General features: G+C 61.1%; 20 protein-coding genes. 18 read left to right on the forward strand and 2 right to left on the reverse strand.

Annotated features, from left to right (window positions below):
* Positions 1-41 precede the first annotated feature (41 nt).
* The 11 genes from pyrH to lpxB all read left to right on the forward strand — a co-directional run bounded on the left by pyrH (position 42) and on the right by lpxB (position 11,245).
* Positions 42-764 (forward strand): UMP kinase, encoded by a 723-nt coding sequence (gene pyrH, locus OLZ32_RS13705; protein WP_003539289.1) that lies wholly within the window; start codon positions 42-44, stop codon positions 762-764.
* Between the two features lie 164 nt (positions 765-928).
* Positions 929-1,489 (forward strand): ribosome recycling factor, encoded by a 561-nt coding sequence (frr, locus tag OLZ32_RS13710; RefSeq protein WP_003539290.1) that lies wholly within the window; start codon positions 929-931, stop codon positions 1,487-1,489.
* A 37-nt stretch (positions 1,490-1,526) separates the two neighbouring features.
* Positions 1,527-2,270 (forward strand): isoprenyl transferase, encoded by a 744-nt coding sequence (locus OLZ32_RS13715; RefSeq protein WP_264421327.1) that lies wholly within the window; start codon positions 1,527-1,529, stop codon positions 2,268-2,270.
* On the forward strand, positions 2,270-3,100 hold the full coding sequence (locus tag OLZ32_RS13720) for a phosphatidate cytidylyltransferase (RefSeq protein WP_003539292.1): 831 nt from the start codon (positions 2,270-2,272) through the stop codon (positions 3,098-3,100). The genes OLZ32_RS13715 and OLZ32_RS13720 overlap by 1 nt, the downstream gene beginning before the upstream one ends.
* Positions 3,101-3,128: 28 nt before the next feature.
* Positions 3,129-4,262, forward strand: coding sequence for an RIP metalloprotease RseP (gene rseP / locus OLZ32_RS13725; protein WP_003539293.1), 1,134 nt, complete (start codon positions 3,129-3,131; stop codon positions 4,260-4,262).
* 199 nt (positions 4,263-4,461) lie between these two features.
* The gene (gene bamA / locus OLZ32_RS13730; protein WP_003539294.1) at positions 4,462-6,795 is read left to right on the forward strand and encodes an outer membrane protein assembly factor BamA; all 2,334 of its coding nucleotides are present in this window, start codon (positions 4,462-4,464) and stop codon (positions 6,793-6,795) included.
* Between the two features lie 50 nt (positions 6,796-6,845).
* On the forward strand, positions 6,846-7,910 hold the full coding sequence (gene lpxD, locus OLZ32_RS13735) for a UDP-3-O-(3-hydroxymyristoyl)glucosamine N-acyltransferase (protein ID WP_003539295.1): 1,065 nt from the start codon (positions 6,846-6,848) through the stop codon (positions 7,908-7,910).
* Entirely contained in the window at positions 7,903-8,370 is a 468-nt protein-coding gene (fabZ, locus tag OLZ32_RS13740) for a 3-hydroxyacyl-ACP dehydratase FabZ (RefSeq protein WP_003539296.1), read from the forward strand. Before lpxD ends, fabZ begins: the two co-directional genes overlap by 8 nt.
* Positions 8,367-9,185, forward strand: a complete 819-nt coding sequence (gene lpxA, locus OLZ32_RS13745) for an acyl-ACP--UDP-N-acetylglucosamine O-acyltransferase (protein ID WP_003539297.1) — start codon at positions 8,367-8,369, stop codon at positions 9,183-9,185. Before fabZ ends, lpxA begins: the two co-directional genes overlap by 4 nt.
* A gap of 3 nt (positions 9,186-9,188) precedes the next feature.
* Entirely contained in the window at positions 9,189-10,070 is an 882-nt protein-coding gene (locus tag OLZ32_RS13750) for an LpxI family protein (protein ID WP_017988227.1), read from the forward strand.
* Positions 10,067-11,245: a lipid-A-disaccharide synthase gene (gene lpxB, locus OLZ32_RS13755; RefSeq protein WP_017988228.1), complete on the forward strand. Its 1,179-nt coding sequence runs from the start codon at positions 10,067-10,069 to the stop codon at positions 11,243-11,245. The genes OLZ32_RS13750 and lpxB overlap by 4 nt, the downstream gene beginning before the upstream one ends.
* Before the next feature lie 31 nt (positions 11,246-11,276).
* Here the strand turns inward: lpxB and gltA are convergent, their stop codons facing one another.
* A complete protein-coding gene (gltA, locus tag OLZ32_RS13760; protein WP_003539304.1) occupies positions 11,277-12,566 on the reverse strand; it encodes a citrate synthase in 1,290 nt (429 codons plus the stop codon).
* A gap of 290 nt (positions 12,567-12,856) precedes the next feature.
* Between gltA and OLZ32_RS13765 the strand changes: the two genes are divergently transcribed.
* On the forward strand, positions 12,857-15,289 hold the full coding sequence (locus tag OLZ32_RS13765; RefSeq protein WP_003539305.1) for a ComEC/Rec2 family competence protein: 2,433 nt from the start codon (positions 12,857-12,859) through the stop codon (positions 15,287-15,289).
* On the opposite strand, the gene lexA is transcribed toward OLZ32_RS13765, so the two are convergent.
* Complete coding sequence (gene lexA / locus OLZ32_RS13770; RefSeq protein WP_003539306.1) at positions 15,270-15,989, reverse strand: transcriptional repressor LexA; 720 nt, start codon at positions 15,987-15,989, stop codon at positions 15,270-15,272. The two genes, OLZ32_RS13765 and lexA, sit on opposite strands and share 20 nt — an antisense overlap.
* Before the next feature lie 198 nt (positions 15,990-16,187).
* On the opposite strand from lexA, the gene OLZ32_RS13775 reads away from it, so the two are divergent.
* From OLZ32_RS13775 to OLZ32_RS13800, 6 genes are all read left to right on the forward strand, one after another.
* Entirely contained in the window at positions 16,188-17,084 is an 897-nt protein-coding gene (locus OLZ32_RS13775) for a VOC family protein (protein WP_264421333.1), read from the forward strand.
* On the forward strand, positions 17,081-17,926 hold the full coding sequence (kdsA, locus tag OLZ32_RS13780; RefSeq protein WP_003539310.1) for a 3-deoxy-8-phosphooctulonate synthase: 846 nt from the start codon (positions 17,081-17,083) through the stop codon (positions 17,924-17,926). The genes OLZ32_RS13775 and kdsA overlap by 4 nt, the downstream gene beginning before the upstream one ends.
* A gap of 137 nt (positions 17,927-18,063) precedes the next feature.
* The gene (gene eno, locus OLZ32_RS13785) at positions 18,064-19,338 is read left to right on the forward strand and encodes a phosphopyruvate hydratase (RefSeq protein ID WP_003539312.1); all 1,275 of its coding nucleotides are present in this window, start codon (positions 18,064-18,066) and stop codon (positions 19,336-19,338) included.
* Between the two features lie 137 nt (positions 19,339-19,475).
* On the forward strand, positions 19,476-19,796 hold the full coding sequence (locus OLZ32_RS13790) for an FtsB family cell division protein (protein WP_017988232.1): 321 nt from the start codon (positions 19,476-19,478) through the stop codon (positions 19,794-19,796).
* Between the two features lie 145 nt (positions 19,797-19,941).
* On the forward strand, positions 19,942-20,988 hold the full coding sequence (pdhA, locus tag OLZ32_RS13795; protein ID WP_131663947.1) for a pyruvate dehydrogenase (acetyl-transferring) E1 component subunit alpha: 1,047 nt from the start codon (positions 19,942-19,944) through the stop codon (positions 20,986-20,988).
* 15 nt (positions 20,989-21,003) lie between these two features.
* The gene (locus tag OLZ32_RS13800; RefSeq protein ID WP_264421337.1) at positions 21,004-22,389 is read left to right on the forward strand and encodes a pyruvate dehydrogenase complex E1 component subunit beta; all 1,386 of its coding nucleotides are present in this window, start codon (positions 21,004-21,006) and stop codon (positions 22,387-22,389) included.
* Positions 22,390-22,400: the final 11 nt, after the last annotated feature.

Raw genomic sequence — 22,400 nt, forward strand, 5'->3', positions numbered from 1 at the left:
TTCGTGTATCGGGCATTCACGGCAATTTACGAGGAGCCAAGATGTCTTTAGAGCCTGTCTATAAACGTGTTCTACTCAAGGCTTCCGGCGAAGCGCTCATGGGTGGCCAGGGGTTCGGGATCGATGTGACGGTGGCGGACCGCATTGCATCCGACATCGCCGAGGCACGGCATATGGGCGTGGAAGTCGGCGTCGTCGTCGGTGGCGGCAATATCTTCCGCGGTGTCGCGGTAGCGTCCAAGGGCGGCGACCGGGTGACCGGAGACCATATGGGCATGCTCGGCACCATCATCAATGCACTGGCGCTGGCGACCTCGCTGCGCAAGCTGAACATCGATACGGTGGTGCTTTCGGCCATCTCCATGCCCGAGATCTGCGAGAGCTTTTCGCAGCGCGCAACCCTTTATCATCTATCGATGGGACGCGTGGTGATTTTTGCCGGCGGCACCGGCAACCCCTTCTTCACCACCGATTCCGCCGCAGCCCTTCGCGCCGCCGAAATGGGTGCGGAAGCGATCTTCAAGGGCACGCAGGTCGACGGCATCTACACCGCCGACCCGAAGAAATATCCCGATGCGACCCGCCTCGACCGGCTGACGCACCAGGAAGTGCTGGACAGGGGGCTGGCGGTGATGGACGTTGCCGCCGTGGCGCTGGCCAGAGAAAATTCCATTCCGATCATCGTCTTCTCGATCCACGAGAAAGGTGGTTTTGCTGAAATCTTGACGGGCGGTGGCCTCAAGACCATCGTCTCCGACAACTGATAAAGCTGCGCCGCGGTTTCGGCGCAGCCCTCGCTAGAACATGATGATTTTAGGCCCGTTTGGCCTGAAAGCTGAATCATGTTCTACATTAAATAGTAAGAGCATGATGTCGCCCGAAAACCGCTGACACTTTTCGGCATCATGCTCTGGACGGGAGCATCGACATGAGTGAAGGTATCGACATCAAGGAACTGAAGCGCCGCATGGACGGCGCGATTTCCGCATTCAAGGGCGACATCGCATCGCTGCGCACCGGCCGTGCTTCGGCCAACATTCTCGACCCGGTCACGGTCGAGGCCTATGGTTCGCGCATGCCGCTGAACCAGGTCGCCAACATCACCGTGCCCGAGCCGCGCATGCTGTCAGTTTCCGTCTGGGACAAGTCGATGGTCAGCGCCGTCGAGCGCGGCATCCGCGAATCCAATCTCGGCCTCAACCCGATCATCGACGGCCAGAACCTGCGCATTCCGCTGCCGGAGCTGAACGAGGAGCGCCGCAAGTCGCTCGTCAAGGTGGCCCACGACTATGCCGAAAAGAGCAAGGTGGCGATTCGCCATGTCCGCCGGGACGGCATGGACGGCCTTAAGAAAGCCGAAAAAGACGGCGTCATCGGCCAGGACGAGAGCCGGGCGCAGTCGGAACGTGTACAGAAGATGACGGACGAGACGATTTCCGAAATCGACCGCTTGCTTGGCGAGAAGGAAAAGGAAATCATGCAGGTCTAGTGGATCTGTGCCTTTGCCTGGAAAGACCGGACGGGAAATGTCGGAATCTGTATTTGTGACTGTGCCAGAGCATGTTGCCATCATCATGGATGGCAATGGCCGTTGGGCCAAGCAGCGTGGCCTGCCGCGCACGATGGGCCATCGCAAGGGCGTCGAGGCGGTGCGCGAGACAGTCCGCGCCGCCGGTGCGGCCGGTATAAAATATCTGACCCTCTTTGCCTTCTCCTCGGAAAACTGGCGCCGGCCCGAAGCCGAGGTCTCCGATCTGCTCGGACTGCTCAAGGCTTTCATCCGGCGCGACCTCGCCGAGCTCCATCGCCAGAACGTGCGGATCAAGGTGATCGGCGACCGCCACAGCCTGCGCAGCGACATTCTGGGCCTGTTGCTGGAGGCGGAGGAGACGACCAAGGACAACACGTCACTGACGCTGGTCATCGCCTTCAACTACGGTTCGCGCGACGAGATCGCCCGCGCCGTCGTCAGTCTCGCCTGCGACGTCGAGGCCGGCCGCCTGAGAGCACAGGATATTACACCGGCGCTGATCAACGCCCGTCTCGACACAGCCGGCATTCCCGATCCGGATCTCATTATCCGCACCAGCGGCGAAGAGCGGCTTTCCAACTTCCTTCTCTGGCAGGCCGCCTATTCGGAATTCATCTTCCTTCCGGAATATTGGCCGGATTTCAGCCCCGAGATCTTCCGCTCGGCGCTCGAGACATTCGCCTCTCGTGACCGGCGCTTCGGCGGCCTGTCGTCGCAGGCGGCCGCGGTCGGCACCTGATGCAAAGGGAATTGAAGCTCCGCATCGTTTCAGGACTGATTCTTGCGGCCATCGTTCTTGCCGCCACCTGGTATGGCGGCCTTGCCTTCCGTATCTTGGCGGTCGTGATCGGCCTGCTGATCTATTATGAATGGTCGAAAATGACAGGTATCGCGCGGGATTGGGTCGCCAATGCCGTCGGCTGGATCGGCGAGGCGGCGATTGCCTTCCTCGTGCTTGTCGGCAATTTCGAATTCGCCGCCGGCATGCTGGCCGGCGTCACCGCCGTCGGCATCGCCCTGATCATCCTGCAGGGCACGAGCCGCTGGTTGCCAGTGGGCCTGTTTTATGCCGGCGCCACCGGCCTGGCGCTTGCCGCGATCAGAAGCGATGACCGGGCTGGCCTTTACGCCATGCTCTTCGTCTTTGCGGTCGTCTGGGCAACCGATATCCTTGCCTATTTCGTCGGCAGGGCGCTTGGCGGGCCGAAGCTTGCCCCTTCGATCTCGCCCGGAAAGACCTGGTCGGGTGCAATCGGCGGCGCCGTTTCGGCGGTCGTAGCCGGCGTCGTTCTCGTCCATTTTCTCCTTCCGGGCGCTGAAATTATCGCCGCCGGCGTGGCGTTCGTTCTCTCGGTTTGCAGCCAGTCGGGCGATCTTTTCGAATCGTTCATCAAGCGAAAATTCGGCGTCAAGGATTCGAGCCGTCTCATTCCGGGCCATGGCGGCGTCATGGACCGTGTCGACGGACTGATTTTCGCCTGTTTTTCGGCGTTCTTGCTTGCTGGGCTTTTTTCCCTGATAAAGGGGACCGGAATGACGTCGCTCGGCGCGGCATTGTTCGGACTCTGACAACGCTGCAGTCTGACGGAAGGGACTCATGGAAACGATGAGCGGCATATACGCATTTCTGATGGGGAACATCGTTACCTTCATCCTCGTGCTGTCACTGCTCGTCTTCGTGCATGAGATGGGCCATTACCTCGTCGGGCGCTGGAGCGGCATTCGCATCCTGGCCTTTTCCGTCGGCTTCGGTCCGGAGATCTTCGGCTTCACCGACCGCCACGGAACGCGCTGGAAGATTTCGGTAATCCCGCTTGGCGGCTACGTCCGGTTCTTCGGCGACGAGGATGCCTCAAGCAAACCCGACACCGACAAGATCGCCGCCATGTCCGAGGAGGACAGAGCGCGCTCCTTTGCCGGCGCCAAGCTGTGGAAACGCGCTGCAACCGTCGCGGCTGGCCCGATCGCGAATTTTCTGCTGGCGATCGCCATCTTCACCATTCTTTTCTCGGTCTATGGCCGCACGATCGCCGATCCCGTCGTTGCCGAGGTCAAGCCAGACGGCGCAGCCGCTGCCGCGGGCATCCTTCCCGGCGATCTGCTGGTCGCCATTGACGGCGGCAAGGTCGAGACCTTCGACGACGTGCGCCGCTATGTCGGCATCCGCCCGAGCCAGAAGATCGTCGTGACGATCGAGCGCGCCGGCCAGAAACTCGATGTGCCGATGGTGCCGCAGCGCGTAGACCAGACCGACCAGTTCGGCAACAAGGTTGAACTCGGCCAGATCGGCATCGTCACCAGCCGGGAGGCCGGCAACTTCCGGCTGAAGACCTATACGCCGCTGCAGTCGCTGCGCGAGGCTGTGATCGAGACCCGCGACATTGTCACCGGCACCTTCAAATATATCGGCAACATCTTCAGCGGAACGATGCGCGCCGATCAATTGGGCGGGCCGATCCGCGTGGCACAAGCTTCGGGCCAGATGGCGTCGCTTGGAATAGGCGCAGTGTTGCAGCTTGCGGCGGTGCTTTCTGTTTCGATAGGATTGCTTAACCTGATGCCGGTCCCGGTACTTGATGGCGGCCACCTGATGTTCTATGCGGTGGAAGCGGTGAGGGGGAAGCCGCTGGGCTCTTCGGCCCAGGAAATTGCATTTCGCATCGGCCTGGCGATGATACTGACATTGATGGTTTTCACGACCTGGAACGACATTGGCTCGTTGAGAGGGTAAACGAGCAAGGCGAGGGTAATTACTATTTATTTACGATGTTTCAAGGCTGTAGTGGCGAATGGGTCACGCTTGCAAATGAAGTAAACAGAAATTAACGACCTGCCTTGCTTGTATGTCAAAAGCGGGTAAAACGACACACGTGACCGGAATCGGGCTTTCCTGGAGCCGGGGACGAGGGAAACAAAAGGTAATGGGTGAAATGAAGGCTGGTTCAAAGTTTTTGAACGCAGTATCGGCGGTTGCGCTGTCTGCTAGTGTTGTTGCTTCGGGCGCAGGTGCTTTGACGTTCGTTTCCGCTACGGCCGCTGAGGCCGCGGTTATCCAGCGCATCGATGTGCGCGGCGCAAGCCGTGTCGGCGCGGAAGCCGTTCGGTCGAACCTCACCATCGCTCCCGGAAAGAGTTTTTCGAACAGCGATATCGATGCCTCGGTCAAGCAGCTCTACGGGACCGGTTACTTCTCCGACGTCAAGATCTCGGTTTCCGGAAGCACGCTCGTCGTCAACGTTCAGGAAGCTCAGCTCGTCAATCAGGTCGTCTTCAACGGCAACCGGAAGATCAAGGACGACAAGCTCGCGACGATCGTCCAGACCCACGCTGCCGGTCCCTACAGCGACACCCAGATTCAGGCTGACATCCAGTCGATCAAGGAAGCTTACGCTGCCACCGGCCGCAGCGAGGTCGAAGTCACGACGCAGGTGGTGCCGCTCGGCGAAGGCCGTGTCAACCTCGCCTTCGTCATCAACGAGGGTGACCGCACCAAGATCGATTCGATCAACTTCGTCGGCAATAATGCCTACAGCGCCGGCCGCCTGGCTGCCGTCATCGCCACCAAGCGTTCGAACTTCCTGTCGTTCCTGACCCGCAAGGACGTCTACAACGAAGACAAGCTCCACGCCGACGAAGAAGCGCTACGCCAGTTCTATTACAATCGCGGCTATGCCGACATGCGCATCGTCTCTTCCGATGCCACCTTCGACGACGCGACCAACAAGTACACGCTCACCTTCAACATCGAGGAAGGCCAGCGTTACGACTTCGGACCGGTGACCGTCCAGTCGACCGTCGAAGGCGTCGGCTCAGAGCAGCTGCAGCCGCTGGTGCGCACCCGCGAAGGCCAAGTCTACAACGCCAAGGAAGTGCAGAAGTCGATCGAGGCGATCTCCGATCAGGTGGCGTCTGCCGGTTATCCCTTTGCGCGCGTCACGCCGCGCGGTAACCGCGACCTCAACAACAACACGATCGGTGTCGAATATCTGGTCGACCAGGGCGAGCGCGCCTATGTCGAGCGCATCGAGATCCGCGGCAACAGCCGCACGCGCGACTACGTCATTCGTCGCGAATTCGACATGAGCGAAGGCGATGCCTTCAACCAGCAGATGATCACTAAGGCCAAGCGTCGCCTCGAAGCGCTCGGTTACTTCTCCTCGGTCAACATCTCCACCCAGCCGGGCAGTTCGCCGGACCGCGTCGTGGTGGTCGTCGACGTGCAGGATCAGTCGACCGGTTCGTTCGGTGTCGGCGCGGGTTATGCCGCCGGCGGCGACGGTCTGCTGCTCGAAGCGTCGATCGAGGAAAAGAACTTCCTCGGCCGTGGTCAGTACATCCGCATCTCGGCCGGTGGCGGCCAGGAAGGCTCGCGCGCCTACGGCGTCAGCTTCACCGAACCCTATTTCCTCGGCTACCGTCTGGCGGCAGGCTTCGACGTCAACCGCAGCGAAACGTCGAGCAACGACGACTACGACTACGAGGAAACCAGCGTCGTTCTGCGTGTGACTGCGCCGATCACCGAAGATCTGGCGACGACCTTCCGCTATAACTACAAGCAGATGAAGTATGACGGCGATACCTCTGATCTTTCGGCGACCTACGCCAATCTGGTCGACGAGAGCCCGTGGACACGCTCGTCCGTCTCGCAGACGCTGACCTACAACACGCTTGACGACACTGTCCTGCCGCGTGAAGGCATCTATGCGACGGCGACGCATGAACTTGCCGGCCTCGGCGGCGACTCGCAGTTCTACAAGATCTACGGCAAGGCCCGTTATTACCACTTGCTCGCTGACGATGCCGATATCATCGGCTCGGTTTCCGCTTCGGCTGGTTATGTCGTCCCCTTGGGTGATCATCTGAACGTCTTCGACCAGTTCACGCTGACCAACGGCGATATTCGCGGCTTCGAGAACAAGGGTATCGGCCCGCGCATCCGCGGGGACAACGATGACCCGCTCGGTGGCACGACCTATTTCACGGCGTCTGCGGAAGCGACCTTCCCGATGCCGGGCTTCCCGCGTGACTTCAACCTGCGCGGAGCAGTCTTTGCCGATGCCGGTACGCTGTTCGGCAATGACGTCGAGCTTCTTGGGTCAGATCAGGCCGACGGTACCAGCGCTTCGCTGCGCGCCTCCGTCGGTGTCGGCGTCGTCTGGCAGTCTCCCTTCGGTGCATTGCGTCTGGATTACGCGATCCCGGTCCTCAAGGAAGACTTCGACAAGACGCAGAACTTCAAGTTTGGCATCAACAACCAATTCTGATATCGGCAGTCCGGAACTGTAAGACTCAATTCCGTTCTGGAGCATTGCCGATGGAGCAAAACGTTTTTTTTCTGCCCCATGAAGGTCTGAAGCTCGCTGAGCTGGCAGAGTTTCTTGGGGCGGAACTCGCCAATTCCGACTATGCCGATGTTATCGTCAGGTCCGTTGCTCCCATCAGCCGGGCCCGGGCAGGCGATGTCTGTTATATCCTGTCGCGTCGTAACCGCGATGAACTGGCGACATGCGAAGCCTCGGCAGTGATCTGCGACAAGGCGCTCGCCGATCTCGTACCCCCCAATATCCCGGTCATCCTGTCGTCCAATCCGCATGCGGCTTTCGCGATGGCGGGCGGCCTGTTTTATCCCGCGGCATTGCGCCCCGTCGTCTTCTCCGGTGAAAGCGAGATCGCGCCAAGCGCGGTGATCGATCCGAGCGCCAAGCTTGAAAAGGGCGTGATCGTCGAGCCGCTGGCCGTCATCGGAGCGCATGCCGAGATCGGCGAAGGGACGCGCATCGGCGCCCACAGCGTCATCGGTCCGAATGTCAAGATTGGCCGGGATTGTTCGATTGCGGCCGGCGCGAGTATTCTCTGCGCGCTGCTCGGCAATGGCGTCATCATCCACAACGGCGCCCGCATCGGCCAGGATGGTTTCGGTTATGCGCCAGGCCCGCGCGGCATGATCAAGATCGTCCAGATCGGCCGAGTGATTATCCAGGATAATGTCGAGATCGGCGCCAACACCTCGATCGACCGTGGCACCATGGACGATACGGTAATCGGCGAAGGCACCAAGATCGACAACCAGGTACAGATCGGCCACAACGTTCAGATCGGCCGCCATTGCGCCATCGTTGCGCAGGTCGGCATCGCCGGCAGCGCGAAGATCGGCAATGGCGTTCAGATCGGCGGCCAGGTCGGTATCAAGGGGCATGTGACGATCGGCGACGGCGTGCAGATCGCCGCCCAAAGCGGTATCATGACCGATCTTGCCGCCGGCGGACAGTATGGTGGTACACCTGGGCGTCCGCTGAATGACTATCTGAGAGATGTCGCGCAACAGATGTCAAAGACGAAGCTGCGCGGGAAGAAACCTGGAGGCGAGCAAAATGACTGAGGAAGCCACGACAACGCTTTCTTCGGCTGACATCATCGAGATCATGAAACTGCTGCCGCATCGCTACCCGTTTCTCATGGTCGACAAGATCATCGAGATTGACGGCGACAACACGGCGATCGGCATCAAGAACGTCACGGTGAACGAACCGCATTTCACCGGTCATTTTCCGGAATCTCCGATTATGCCCGGCGTTCTGTTGATCGAGGGCATGGCTCAGACCGCGGGTGCGATCTGTGCCAAGAAGGATGGCCAGCCAGGCAACCTCGTCTATTTCATGACCATCGAGAATGCGCGCTTCCGCAAGCCCGTCGTACCCGGCGATCGTGTTGAATTCCATGTCAGGAAGCACAAGCAGCGCGGCAATATCTGGAAATTCCATTGTGACGCCAAGGTCGACGGCGCGCTTGTCGCCGAAGCCGATATCGGCGCGATGATCGTTCGTAAGGATCAGGCATGAGCACTATCGCCGAAAGCGCCCGCATTCATCCGATGGCTGTCGTCGAAGACGGCGCGACCATCGGTGAGGGCGTCAAGATCGGTCCCTTCTGCCATGTCGGGCCGCACGTCGTCCTGCATGCGAATGTCGAGCTTTTGTCGCATGTGGTCGTCACCGGACGCACCGTGATCGGCAAGGGCACGCGAATCTTCCCGATGGCGGTCGTCGGCGGTGATCCGCAGAGCGTGCATCACGGCGGCGAGGAGACGACGCTGACGGTTGGCGCCAACTGCACGATCCGCGAAGGCGTGACCATGAACACCGGCACGGCCGATTTCGGCGGCCAGACGATCGTCGGCGACAACAATCTCTTCCTTGCCAATTCCCATGTCGCGCATGACTGCAGGGTCGGCAATCACGTGATCATGTCGAACAACGTCATGCTTGCCGGCCATGTCGTCATCGAGGATCGCGTCATCCTAGGCGGCGGCTCGGCCGTTCACCAGTTCACCCGCGTTGGTCGTCAGGCCTTCGTCGGCGGGCTCTCGGCGGTGAGCTACGACGTCATTCCCTACGGCATGCTGAACGGCAATCCCGGGCTGCTGAGCGGTCTCAACGTCGTCGGCATGACACGCGCCGGCGTCGACCGGGCCGTCATTCACAGGGTGCGCCGCGCCTACAAATCGATCTTCGAAGGAACAGGCTCCATCCGCGAAAACGCCGCCGCCATCCGCGAAGAATATGCCGATTGCGAGCAGGCGCTCCACATCCTCGATTTCATCGCCGCCGACAGCGACCGCGCCTTGTCCTCGCCAACCCGGGGGCAGAAGGGCTAGTCCGTGACTTTTTCCGGCGACACCGCTGCGGGCCGGCTGGCGATCATCGCCGGCGGCGGCTTTCTGCCTTCCTATGTCGCCGAAGCTGCGCGCGCGGCGGGCGAAAATCCCGTCATCGTCGCGCTGAAGGACGAAAGCGACCGGCGCTGGGAGGGCTATGACCATGCCGTCATCGGCATCGGCGATTTTGCAGCTCTCGAGGGCCTCTTGAACCGCTACGGCATCGGCCGTGTCGTCATGTCCGGCAGCGTGCGGCGCCGGCCGGAATGGCGCGAGGTGCGCCCGACGCTGCGCACTCTGATGAAGATGCCGGCCGCGATCCGCACCTTGCTGTCCGGCGGCGACGATACGGTGCTGCAGATGGTGATCCGGCTGATCGAGGGAAACGGCCGGCGTGTCGTCGGTGCCCATGAGATCGCCCCCGACCTTCTTGCCGCCGTCGGCCCGATCGGCACGGCGATACCGGGCGAAGAAGACCGGCGCGATATCAGGCGCGCAGCCGATGCCGCTGAGATGCTGGGCCGGCTCGATGTCGGCCAGGGCGCTGTCAGCATCGGCGGGCGTATCGTCGCGCTGGAGGGTCTTGAGGGCACGGACGAGATGCTGGAGCGTGTCGCGGGTCTCAGAGCCGCCGGGCGCATCTCGCCGCGCCGCCGCGGCGCGCTTGTCAAGCTCTGCAAGCCGCAGCAGGATATCCGTGCCGACCTGCCGGCGATCGGCGTTTCCACGGTCTTGAACGCGAGGAAAGCCGGCCTTGCCGGCGTCGCCGTCGAGGCCGGCCGCTCGCTGGTGCTCGATCGCGCTGCCGTTATCAAAGCCGCCGATGAGGCCGGGCTTTTCGTCTGCGGCATCGATCGCGGCCTGCCGGCATGGGGGCTCGAATGAACGGGGCGCCGTTGAAGATCGCCGTCATTGCCGGTGAGGTGTCGGGGGATCTGCTCGGTGCCGATCTCATCGCCGCCCTGAAGCGGATTCATAGTGGACCGGTGGAACTCGTCGGCGTCGGCGGCGAAGGGCTGCAGGCCGAAGGCTTGCGATCCCTGTTCGATTTCTCCGAGCTGTCGATCATGGGCATCACGCAGGTGCTGAGCCGGCTGCCAAAGCTCTATACCCTGATCCGCCAGACGACGGCTGCCATCATCGCCGCAAGGCCGGATATTCTTCTTATCATCGACAGCCCGGATTTTACCCATCGCGTCGCCAAGCGTGTTCGCGCCGCGCTGCCCGATCTGCCGGTCGTCAATTATGTCTGTCCGAGCGTCTGGGCCTGGAAGGAATATCGCGCCACGCGCATGCTCGCCTATGTCGATCATGTGCTCGCCGTCCTGCCCTTCGAGCCGGCAACAATGCGTGCGCTCGGCGGGCCTGAGACCACCTATGTCGGCCATCGCCTGACCGCCGATCCGGCGCTGCTAGAGGCGCGGCGGCTGCGCACCGGGCACGCACCCGTCGAGGGAGCGGGCAAGGCGATCCTGATGCTTCCTGGATCAAGATCATCTGAAATCGCCAAACTGCTGCCGTTCTTCGAGGATGCGGCCAAGGAACTCGTCGCCCGCAACGGCCCGATGCGCTTCCTGCTGCCGACCGTGCCGCACAACGAAGCGCTGGTGAAGGGGCTCGTCGCCGGCTGGGCCACGCCGCCGGAGGTGGCGGTCGGGCCGGCGCAGAAATGGAAGGCCTTTGCCGAGGCGGATGCGGCGATGGCGGCTTCCGGCACGGTGATCCTCGAACTCGCCCTTGCCGGCGTGCCGACGGTGTCCGTCTACAAGACGGATTGGATTATCCGCCTGCTCGCCCGGCGCATCAAGGTGTGGACGGGCGCATTGCCCAATATCATCGCCGATTATGCCGTCGTGCCGGAATATCTGAACGAGATCGTCCGCGGCGCCAGTCTGGCGCGCTGGATGGAGCGGCTGTCGGCCGATACGTTCCAACTGAAGGCGATGAACGAGGGCTACGATCTCGTCTGGCAACGCATGCAGACCGAAAAGCCGCCCGGCGAGCACGCCGCCGAGATCCTTCTCGACCTGCTGAAAAAGAAAAAACCCGGTCGTTTCTGACCGGGTTTTCTTTTGGGTTCTTTGGAAGCGATCAGCGCTTCGAAACCGGGATGTAATCGCGCTTCGGTTCGCCGACATAAAGCTGGCGCGGACGGCCGATGCGCTGTTCCGGATCCTCGATCATCTCGTTCCACTGCGCGATCCAGCCGACGGTGCGGGCAAGCGCGAAGAGCACGGTGAACATGGTCGTGGGGAAGCCCAGCGCCTTCAACGTGATGCCGGAATAGAAGTCGATGTTCGGATAGAGCTTCTTCTCGATGAAATATTCGTCGGTGAGCGCGATACGCTCCAGCTCCATCGCCACTTCGAGCAACGGATCGTCCTTGATCCCGAGTTCGCCGAGCACTTCATGCGTCGTCTTCTGCATGATCTTGGCGCGCGGATCGTAGTTCTTGTAGACGCGGTGACCGAAGCCCATCAGGCGGAACGGATCGTTCTTGTCCTTGGCGCGGGCGACATATTCCGGAATGCGGTCGACCGTGCCGATTTCGTTGAGCATGTTGAGCGCTGCTTCATTGGCGCCGCCGTGAGCGGGGCCCCAGAGGCAGGCAATGCCGGCGGCGATGCAGGCGAACGGGTTGGCGCCTGACGAACCGGCGAGACGGACGGTCGAGGTCGAGGCGTTCTGCTCATGATCGGCATGCAGGATGAAGATGCGGTCCATGGCGCGGGCAAGCACCGGATTGACCACATATTCCTCGCAAGGCACGGCAAAACACATGCGCAGGAAGTTCGAGGCGTAGTCGAGATCGTTCTTCGGATAAACGAAGGGCTGGCCGATATGGTACTTGTAGGCCATGGCGGCAAGCGTCGGCATCTTGGCGATCATGCGCAGGCTGGCGACCATGCGCTGGTGCGGATCGGTGATGTCGGTGGAGTCGTGATAGAAGGCCGACAGCGCGCCGACGCAGCCGCACATGACGGCCATCGGATGCGCATCGCGGCGGAAGCCGGTGAAAAAGCGGCTCATCTGCTCGTGCACCATGGTGTGGTGCGTGACGCGGTAATCGAAATCCTTCTTCTGCACGGTGGTCGGCAGTTCGCCGTAAAGCAGGAGGTAGCAGACCTCGAGGAAGTCGCCGTGCTCGGCGAGCTGCTCGATCGGATAGCCGCGATGCAGCAGGACACCTTCGTCGCCGTCGATGTAGGTGATTTTCGATTCACAGGATGCGGTCGAGGTAAAACCCGGATCGTAAGTGAAGGAAGCCGTGTTCTTGTAGAGGGCACCGATATCGATGACGCTCGGGCCGATCGTGCCGCTTTTGACAGCAAGGTCGACAGACTTGTCACCGATTTTTATTGTAGCGCTTTGATCCGTCATGCTGATCCTCCGAAATGGCGGTGGCGCCATAAAAGCGCCATAGGGGTTAAGCGTCCTCACCGATAGCTATATGATCGCGAAGCTAATGCCAAGTTACCGTGATGGCATTTTGTGCATTGCGGTATCACCTTTTAGGCACTGCAGCGATGAGCCGCACGCATATCGGAAGCCGATGATTCGACTGGTCTTTTGGCGCTCGCGATTTTCCCTCATATTTCAATCGATTATTCTTGCTGGATTTGATTGGAGGTTGCATTCTGGCCGCATTCGCAGCCGGGCTTGGGCGGTTCATGCAGGAGTTGACGACAGTCGAATTGCGGCCGGAAGCAGGCGAAGGCCTTGCCGACACCTCCAGTTTTTCACCACCTGCCGTGGTGACGCGACCGACACGGACGCAGTCGGCTACACCATTGCGCCACCGGGTGCCGGCCGCAGCGTCGCAATTGCTGCGTGCCGGCATGCGCATGCTGGGCGAGGAGGCGGACCATGGCCGCCTGTTGCTCTTCTCGCCGGTCTTCCTCGGCGCCGGGTCAGCCGTCTGGTTTCTCGCGGCATCGGATTTTTCTCTCGTTGCATCACTGCTCTGCCTGTTGGCGCTGACCGTGGCGGTTCTCATCGCCAGCCGCAGCCGGGCGGCAGTGCGGGCAACGCTGCTGGCGCTCTCGCTCGTGGTCTGCGGCATGGTCACGGCGCAGTTCGAGAGCCGGCGGGCTTCGACCGTGATCCTCGATTCATCAGTGACGACAACGGTGACCGGCCGTGTCGAGCGGCGCGAAGGCGATGGTCGCGGGCGGTGGCGCTACATTCTTGCGGTCACCGGCACTAAGGCACCGGAACTGAAGCGGCGGCCGGAACGCATAACCGCCATCGCCCGCGGCGCGGACGCGGCCTTCGAGATCGGCGATATCATCACCGGCAGGGCGCGCCTGACGCCGCCGGCAGGTCCGGCACTTCCCGAACTCAACGACTTTTCCTTCGGTGCCTATTTCGATGGCATCGGCGCCAACGGCTTCTTCTACGGTGCACCGACGAAGGTCGATGCGCAAGCTGGTCCCCAGGCTGCCAGATCGACGGCGGAAACGCTGCTCGAAGGGCTCTACCGGCTGCGCAGCGGTATTGGTGACCGCATAAGGTCGATCCTGCCCGGCGACACCGGCGCTTTCGCCGCTGCTCTGGTGACGGACGAGCGGCGTGCCATCTCGAATGAAACGACGGAGGCGCTGCGCCAGTCCGGCCTGGCTCATATCATTGCCATCTCCGGTCTCAACATGGCGCTGTCGGCCGGCATCTTTTTCGTCGGCTTCCGGATGCTGCTCAGCCTCTTTCCTGGCATCGCTGAGGCCTATCCGACGAAGAAGATCGCTGCCGCCGGCGCGCTCATCGCTGTCACCGCCTATTTCCTGATCTCGGGCTTTGCGGTCTCTGCAGAACGCGCTTTCATCATGATGGCCATCATGTTGATTGCCGTCTTCTTCGACCGGCCGTCGATCAGCCTGCGCAATGTCGCTCTCTCGGCGCTCGTCATCATCGTCATTTCGCCGTCCGAGGTCTTGGGTCCGAGCTTCCAGATGTCTTTTGCCGCGACATTGGCGCTGGTCTCGGGCTATCAGCTGTGGAAGGACCGGCGCGTCCGCGAAAACGCCTTCCTGAAGCTGCCGATCGTCAGGCCCTTGGTTACGGTTGCGGGCTTCTTCGGCGGCGTCTTCCTGACCTCGCTGATCGGCGGTTTTTCCACCGCGCTGTTTTCGATCGAGCATTTTCATCGCCTGACCGCCTACGGCCTGCCGGCGAACCTCGCGACGATGCCGATCATCTCCTTCATCGTCATGCCGGCCGGCTTGCTGGCGATGCTGCTCATGCCTTTCGGTCTGGATGTTTGGGCCTGGAAGGTCGTCGGATTCGGCCTCGATCTGGTGATCGCGGTCGCAAAGACGGTGTCCGGCTGGGATGGCAATATCGACGTCGGCCGCTTGCCCGCCTGGTATTTCGCGGTCGCCGTCGCAGGCTTTCTGCTGCTGACGCTGCTCCGCACCCGGCTGCGCCATGTCGGCACATCGATCATCGCGGTCGCAACGCTCATCCTGTTGCTTCTGCCGGTTCCCCGTCCGCCAGATTTGGTGATTTCGGAGGATGGTAGTCTCGTCGCGGTCGTCGAGGCGGCGGCAATGGCTTCCAACCGTGAAAGACCGCCGGATTTCATCTTCGACCAGTGGCAGAGAGCCCTGGTCCTGCCGAGGCACGATCCGCCGAAGATGCTGGATGGTCCTGCTATCCCGCCTGAGGGAGAAGACCGCCGCGTCAGGCTTTCCCGCGATCAGCAGAACGAAGCAAGGACCGCGATGCGAGCGGCCACAGCGGGCGGTGACGCAAACCGCTTTTCCTGCGTCAAGAAGGCCTGGTGCACATCAAGGCTTGGCAATGGTCAGGTGGTAACCGTCATCGACAATGCCGCCTATCTCGGCCCGGCATGTGACGCGGCCGATATCGTCGTGACGTCGGTCCGCCTTCGCTTCAACAATTGCCGCTCGGGTGCGACGCTCTTCACTGGTGAGACGCTGCGCAGGACCGGTTCCATCGAGTTGCGCTTCACGGGCACCGGCCTGGAGGTCGCAACCGCATTCGATGCATTGTCGCGGCCATGGATGCGCCATCGCGCCTATGACTGGCGCAGCAATAGTTTTACCGAATCGGGCCTGGCCAATGTCAGTGATAGCGGCGAATGAGACCGACGAGTTTGCCCTGAACCTTGACACGGTCCGGACCGAAAATCCGGGTCTCGTAAGCCGGGTTGGCCGCTTCCAGCGCGATCGAGGCGCCCTTGCGGCGGAAGCGCTTGAGTGTCGCTTCTTCGTCGTCGACGAGAGCAACGACGATGTCGCCAGGACTTGCGGTGCTGCCGTTGCGGATGATCACGGTGTCGCCGTCGAAGATGCCGGCGTCGATCATCGAATCGCCCTTGACCTCCAGCGCATAATGTTCACCGGAGCCGAGCATGTCCGCCGGAACGACGATGTCGTGGGTATTGTTCTGGATCGCCGAGATCGGCACACCGGCAGCGATTCGGCCCATGACCGGCACGGAGACCGAGTTGCCGTTGTCGGCGACGGGTTTTGCGGGAGCAGGAGTGGCGACCGGCTGCGGTTTGCCGAGGCTGCCCTCGATGACGCTCGGCGAAAAGCCGCGCCGCGGCTGGATGCTGGGGCTGTAGGCCTCCGGAAGCTTGATGACCTCGAGCGCGCGGGCGCGGTTCGGTAGGCGGCGAATGAAGCCTCGCTCCTCGAGCGCTGTAATCAAGCGATGAATTCCGGACTTGGAGGCGAGGTCCAGAGCATCCTTCATTTCGTCGAAAGATGGCGGAACGCCGGATTCCTTCATGCGCTCGTGAATGAAAAGGAGAAGCTCCTGTTGTTTGCGCGTGAGCATCGACGTTGTGACCTCGTGATTGAAACAAATCCAGAACAGACACTATATGTTCCATATGTGTTCCGCAAGTAGCTAAATTTCCGTAAAACTTGGCGCCAACTCGTTGAGATTTTTATTTTCATTCGCCGGATTGGCACAGAAGTCTTGCATTGAGGGTAGCGCTGTCGCACATCTCTTGCCGTTTCCAGGAGGGATATCATGGACGAGCACTCCGCCAAACCGCACCCGCTGGATCATGTCGTGCTGCCGGTCGTCCATATCGATCTGGCGCGCGAGAGGCTTGGCAAGCTCGGCTTCACCGTTGCCGCCGATGCGCGCCATCCCTTCGGAACGGAGAATGCCTGCGTCTTCTTTGCCGACAAGACCTATTTGGAGCCGCTCGGGATTGCGAGCGTCGAGGAGAGCGAAGCATCGGCGCGCCAAGGCAATGTCTTCACCGCCCGCAACCAGGCCTTCCGTTTCCGCTGTGGCGAGGAGGGGCTTTCGGGGCTGGCTTTCGGCAGCAAGGATGCCGGCATCGATCATCAGAATTTCGTTGGCAACGGATCGAGCGCCGGCGAGATGCTGCAATTCACCCGACCGATGACGATGCCGGACGGTTCCGAGGCGATTGCCGGCTTCAAGCTGGCCTTTGCCGGGGACCTGTGCGCGCCTGATCTCCTGCTTTTCACCGTCGAGCGCGTCAATCCGCTGCCGGCCGACCGCGCCGCGCTGGAGACGCACGCCAATGGTGTCACCGGCATAGTCGAGATCGCGCTTTGCACCCCGGAACCGGCAGCCTTCGCCGCCTTCGTCAGCCTTGCCGTGGCGCAATCGGCAGTCGAGAAAACCGGTTTCGGCGTCTCTATCGCGGCGTCGAATGCAAAAATCAGCCTGATGACGCCGGAAGGGCTGGAGGCCTATTTCGATATCGCCGGCTCATCCGCAGATCGCGGCCTGCGCGGCCGGGCAATCCTCTTCGCTGTCGCCGATCTTGCCGTGACAGAAGCGTATTTGGCTGCTAACGGGGTGACATACACGCGCAAGAACAATCGCATTCTGGTGAAGCCCGCGCCCGGGCAGGGCACGCTCTTCGCCTTCGAGGAAACACGATGAGCACTGATACGAATTCCGAAGTCAGGATCGGCGAAGGCCAAGGCCAGGTCACTTTTTCCAATACCGGCCGCCTGTCGCTGATTGCCGGTCCCTGCCAGATGGAGAGCCGCGACCACGCCTTCATGGTTGCCGGCACGCTGAAAGAGCTTTGCGGAAAGCTCGGCATCGGCCTCGTCTACAAGAGCTCCTTCGACAAGGCGAACCGCACCTCGCTGTCGGCCGAACGCGGTATCGGGATCGAAAAGGGCATGGAGGTCTTTGCCGACCTCAAGAAGGAATTCGGCTTTCCCGTCCTGACCGACGTTCATACCGCCGAGCAATGCGGGGAGGTGGCAAGGGTCGTCGATGTCTTGCAGATCCCGGCCTTCCTCTGCCGCCAGACCGACCTTCTCATCGCCGCCGCCAAGACCGGCCGCGTCGTCAATGTCAAGAAGGGCCAGTTCCTCGCCCCTTGGGATATGAAGAACGTTCTGAAGAAGCTCAATGCCAGCGGCAATCCGAACGTGCTGCTGTGCGAGCGCGGCGCCTCATTCGGCTACAATACGCTGGTCTCCGACATGCGTTCTCTGCCGATCATGGCGGCGATGGGCGCGCCCGTTATCTTCGATGCAACCCATTCCGTGGCGCAGCCGGGCGGGCAGGGCGAATCCTCCGGTGGTCAGCGGGAATTCGTGGAAACGCTGGCGCGCGCAGCGGTCGCTACCGGTATTGCCGGCGTCTTCGTCGAAACCCACCAGGACCCCGACAATGCCCCTTCGGACGGCCCGAACATGGTCTATCTCAAGGATATGCCGCGGCTTCTCGAAAAGCTGCTCGCCTTCGATGCGGTCGCCAAGGCTTGACGTTCAACAGTCTGACATGATCGTGCTATAGGCCACATCCGAACGCTGGTCCGAAGGCTATTGCAGCATTGTAATTTGCACGCCTTCGACTAAGACAGGTTTCTAACCATTTATCACCCACCGAGCAGGAAGAACCCATGACTGCAATCACCGATATCATCGCCCGCGAGATTCTCGATAGCCGTGGCAACCCCACCGTCGAAGTCGATGTCTATCTCGAAGATGGCAGCATGGGCCGCGCGGCCGTTCCCTCCGGCGCCTCGACGGGCGCGCATGAGGCGGTCGAACTGCGTGACGGCGGCAAGCGTTATCTGGGCAAGGGCGTCGAAAAGGCGGTCGAAGCCGCCAACACCGAGATCTTCGACGCGATCGGCGGCATCGACGCCGAAAACCAGATCCAGATCGACAACATCATGATCGAGCTTGACGGCACGCCGAACAAGTCTCGTCTCGGCGCCAACGCCATCCTCGGCGTATCGCTCGCCGTTGCCAAGGCTGCCGCTCAGGCGTCCGGCCTGCCGCTCTATCGTTATGTCGGCGGCGCTTCCGCCAGCCTGCTGCCGGTGCCGATGATGAACATTATCAACGGCGGCGCCCATGCCGACAACCCGATCGATTTCCAGGAGTTCATGATCCTGCCGGTCGGCGCCGATTCGATCGCCGAAGCCGTGCGCATGGGTTCGGAAGTCTTCCACACGCTGCGCAAGGAGCTTGCCGCACAGGGCCACAACACCAATGTCGGCGACGAAGGCGGTTTTGCACCGGGCCTGAAGAGCGCGCCTGAGGCCCTCGACTTCATCATGAAGTCGATCGAGAAAGCCGGCTACAAGCCGGGCGACGACATGTGCCTCGGCCTCGACTGCGCCTCGACGGAATTCTTCAAGGACGGCAAATACGTTCTCGAAGGTGAAGGCCGCACGCTGGAATCGGGCGCCATGGCAGAATATCTGGCCGAGCTCGCCGCCAACTATCCGATCATCTCGATCGAGGACGGAATGGCCGAAGACGACTGGGATGGCTGGAAGACGCTGACCGACCTGGCCGGCAAGAAGACCCAGCTCGTCGGCGACGATCTCTTCGTCACCAACTCCGCCCGTCTTCGCGACGGCATCCGCATGGGCGTCGCCAACTCGATCCTCGTCAAGGTCAACCAGATCGGCACGCTGACGGAAACACTCGATGCCGTCAACACGGCACACAAGGCTGCCTATACCGCCGTCATGTCCCACCGCTCCGGCGAGACCGAAGATTCGACCATCGCCGATCTCGCGGTCGCCACCAACTGCGGTCAGATCAAGACCGGCTCGCTGTCGCGTTCCGACCGTCTTGCCAAATACAACCAGCTGATCCGCATCGAAGAAGGCCTCGGCCCCCAGGCCCAGTATGCCGGCCGCTCGATCATTCGCAGCTGATCGGACCTGATTTCCAATAGCTTGGCCCGCGCCTTCCCGGCGCGGGTTTTTTGTTGCCCGTTTTTTAGAGTCAACGAACGGTTAATCTCTGCGCGCTAGATTGAACGAATTGGTAATGCGTTCAAGAGCATGCGTGTATGTGGACAAAGCATCATAAGAAGAGAAAGATCGGTCGCTTCGTCATTCCGGCCATGACGGTCGCCTTCCTCTCCTATTTCGGTTATCATTGCATCCATGGCGATTACGGCCTGCGCGCGACGGAGACGTTCGAGCGTCAGCGTGTTGCCCGTGAAAAAGAGCTTGCGGTCTTGAAGGCGAAGCGCGAACATCTGGAAAATCAGGTCGCGCTCTTGAGTGACGGCTCGCTCGACAAGGATATGTTGGACGAAAAAGCGCGTTATCAGCTCAACATGTCGCGCGCCGACGAGATCGTCGTATTCAATCATTATTCCAATTAACCGAAAGCAGGTTAATTGGAATTTTTGCTGATTTTCCAATAATTTAGCGCCGAATACGAGCCATGCAATTATGGCATTGCTGTGGTCATATTTCTTCCCTATGGTACGCGCCACCAAGAAACGACAAACCCATAGGGAGGGTTGAATGGCGCCGCGAAAGACCGCGACCGTTTCCAGCCGCAAAACTGCAGCAAAACCGGCAGCCAAAGCATCGAATGGAGGCCCGGTAGCCGACTTCGATCGCGATGAAGAGCTCAAGGCTTATCGCGAGATGCTGTTGATCCGCCGCTTCGAGGAGAAGGCCGGCCAGCTTTACGGCATGGGCTTCATCGGCGGATTTTGTCACCTCTACATCGGTCAGGAAGCTGTCGTCGTCGGCATGCAGATGGCGCAGAAGGATGGCGACCAGGTCATCACCGCCTATCGCGACCACGGCCATATGCTGGCAACCGGCATGGAGGCCCGCGGCGTCATGGCGGAACTGACCGGGCGTCGCAGCGGCTATTCCCACGGCAAGGGCGGCTCGATGCACATGTTCTCGAAAGAGAAGCATTTTTACGGCGGTCACGGTATCGTCGGCGCCCAGGTCTCGCTCGGAACAGGTCTTGCCTTTGCAAACCGCTACCGCGGCAATGACAATGTCTCCATCGCCTATTTCGGCGACGGCGCTGCCAACCAGGGGCAGGTCTACGAGAGCTTCAACATGGCTGCTCTCTGGAAGCTGCCGATCGTCTATATCGTCGAGAACAACCGTTACGCCATGGGCACCTCGACTGCCCGCGCCACCGCGCAGTCGAACTATTCGCTTCGCGGATCCGGCTTCGGCATCCCCGGCATTCAGGTCGATGGCATGGACGTCCGCGCCGTCAAGGCGGCGGCCGACGAGGCGCTCGAACATTGCCGTTCCGGCAAGGGCCCGATCATTCTCGAAATGCTGACCTATCGTTATCGCGGTCACTCCATGTCCGACCCGGCGAAGTATCGCTCCAAGGACGAAGTGCAGAAGATGCGCTCCGAACATGACCCGATCGAACAGGTGAAGGCACGCCTCGTCGAAAAGGGCTGGGCTTCCGAAGACGACCTGAAGGCGATCGACAAGGATGTTCGCGACATCGTCGCCGACAGCGCCGACTTCGCCCAGGCCGATCCGGAGCCGGATGCATCCGAGCTCTACACCGACATTCTGCTGTAATCGGGGAGGGAACCCATGCCTATCGATATCCTCATGCCCGCCCTCTCTCCGACCATGGAAGAGGGCACGCTGTCCAAATGGCTGAAGCAGGAAGGTGACAAGGTCACTTCTGGCGACGTGATCGCCGAAATCGAAACCGACAAGGCGACGATGGAAGTCGAAGCCGTCGATGAAGGGATCATCGGCAAGCTGCTCGTCGATGCCGGCACGGAAGGTGTCAAGGTCAACACCAAGATCGCCGTGCTGCTGCAGGACGGCGAATCGGCTTCGGACATTTCCGCCGCCAAGCCGGCGGCCGCGCCAGCTCCTGAAGTTGCCCAGGAAGAGAAGCCGAGCAACACCGGTTCTGCCTCCGCACCGCTTCCGGCCGAGCCGAAGGCCGTCATTCCGAACGACCCCGAAATCCCGGCCGGCACCGAAATGGTGTCGACGACCGTGCGCGAAGCGCTCCGCGACGCCATGGCCGAGGAAATGCGCGCCGACGAAAACGTCTTCGTCATGGGCGAGGAAGTTGCCGAATATCAGGGTGCCTACAAGGTCACGCAGGGGCTGCTGCAGGAATTCGGCCCCCGCCGCGTCGTCGATACGCCGATCACCGAGCACGGCTTTGCCGGCGTCGGCGTCGGTGCCGCAATGGCCGGCCTTCGCCCGATCGTCGAATTCATGACCTTCAACTTCGCCATGCAGGCGATCGACCAGATCATCAACTCCGCCGCCAAGACGCTCTATATGTCCGGCGGCCAGATGGGTGCTCCGATCGTCTTCCGCGGCCCGAATGGTGCAGCGGCCCGCGTCGGCGCTCAGCACAGCCAGGATTATGCAGCCTGGTACAGCGCCATTCCCGGCCTGAAGGTCGTCATGCCCTACACGGCATCCGACGCCAAGGGCCTGCTGAAGGCTGCGATCCGCGATCCGAACCCGGTTATCTTCCTCGAAAACGAGATTCTCTACGGCCAGCACTTCGATGTGCCGAAGCTCGACAATTTCGTCCTGCCGATCGGCAAGGCGCGCATCCATCGTCCGGGCAAGGACGTCACCGTGGTCTCCTTCGGCATCGGCATGACCTATGCGATCAAGGCTGTCGCCGAACTCGAAAAGCTCGGCATCGATGTCGAACTGATCGACCTTCGCACTATCCGCCCGATGGACCTGCCGGCCGTGATCGAATCGGTGAAGAAGACCGGCCGTCTGGTGACCGTCGAGGAAGGTTATCCGCAATCATCAGTCGGCACCGAAATCGCCACCCGCGTCATGCAGCAGGCCTTCGACTATCTCGATGCGCCGATCCTGACGATCGCAGGCAAGGACGTTCCGATGCCTTACGCCGCCAATCTCGAAAAGCTCGCCCTTCCGAACGTCGGCGAAGTGGTCGATGCGGTGAAGGCTGTTTGCTACAAATAAGGGGAGGGTGT

Source organism: Rhizobium acaciae, from assembly GCF_025941625.1.
Classification (GTDB): Bacteria; Pseudomonadota; Alphaproteobacteria; order Rhizobiales; family Rhizobiaceae; genus Rhizobium; species Rhizobium acaciae.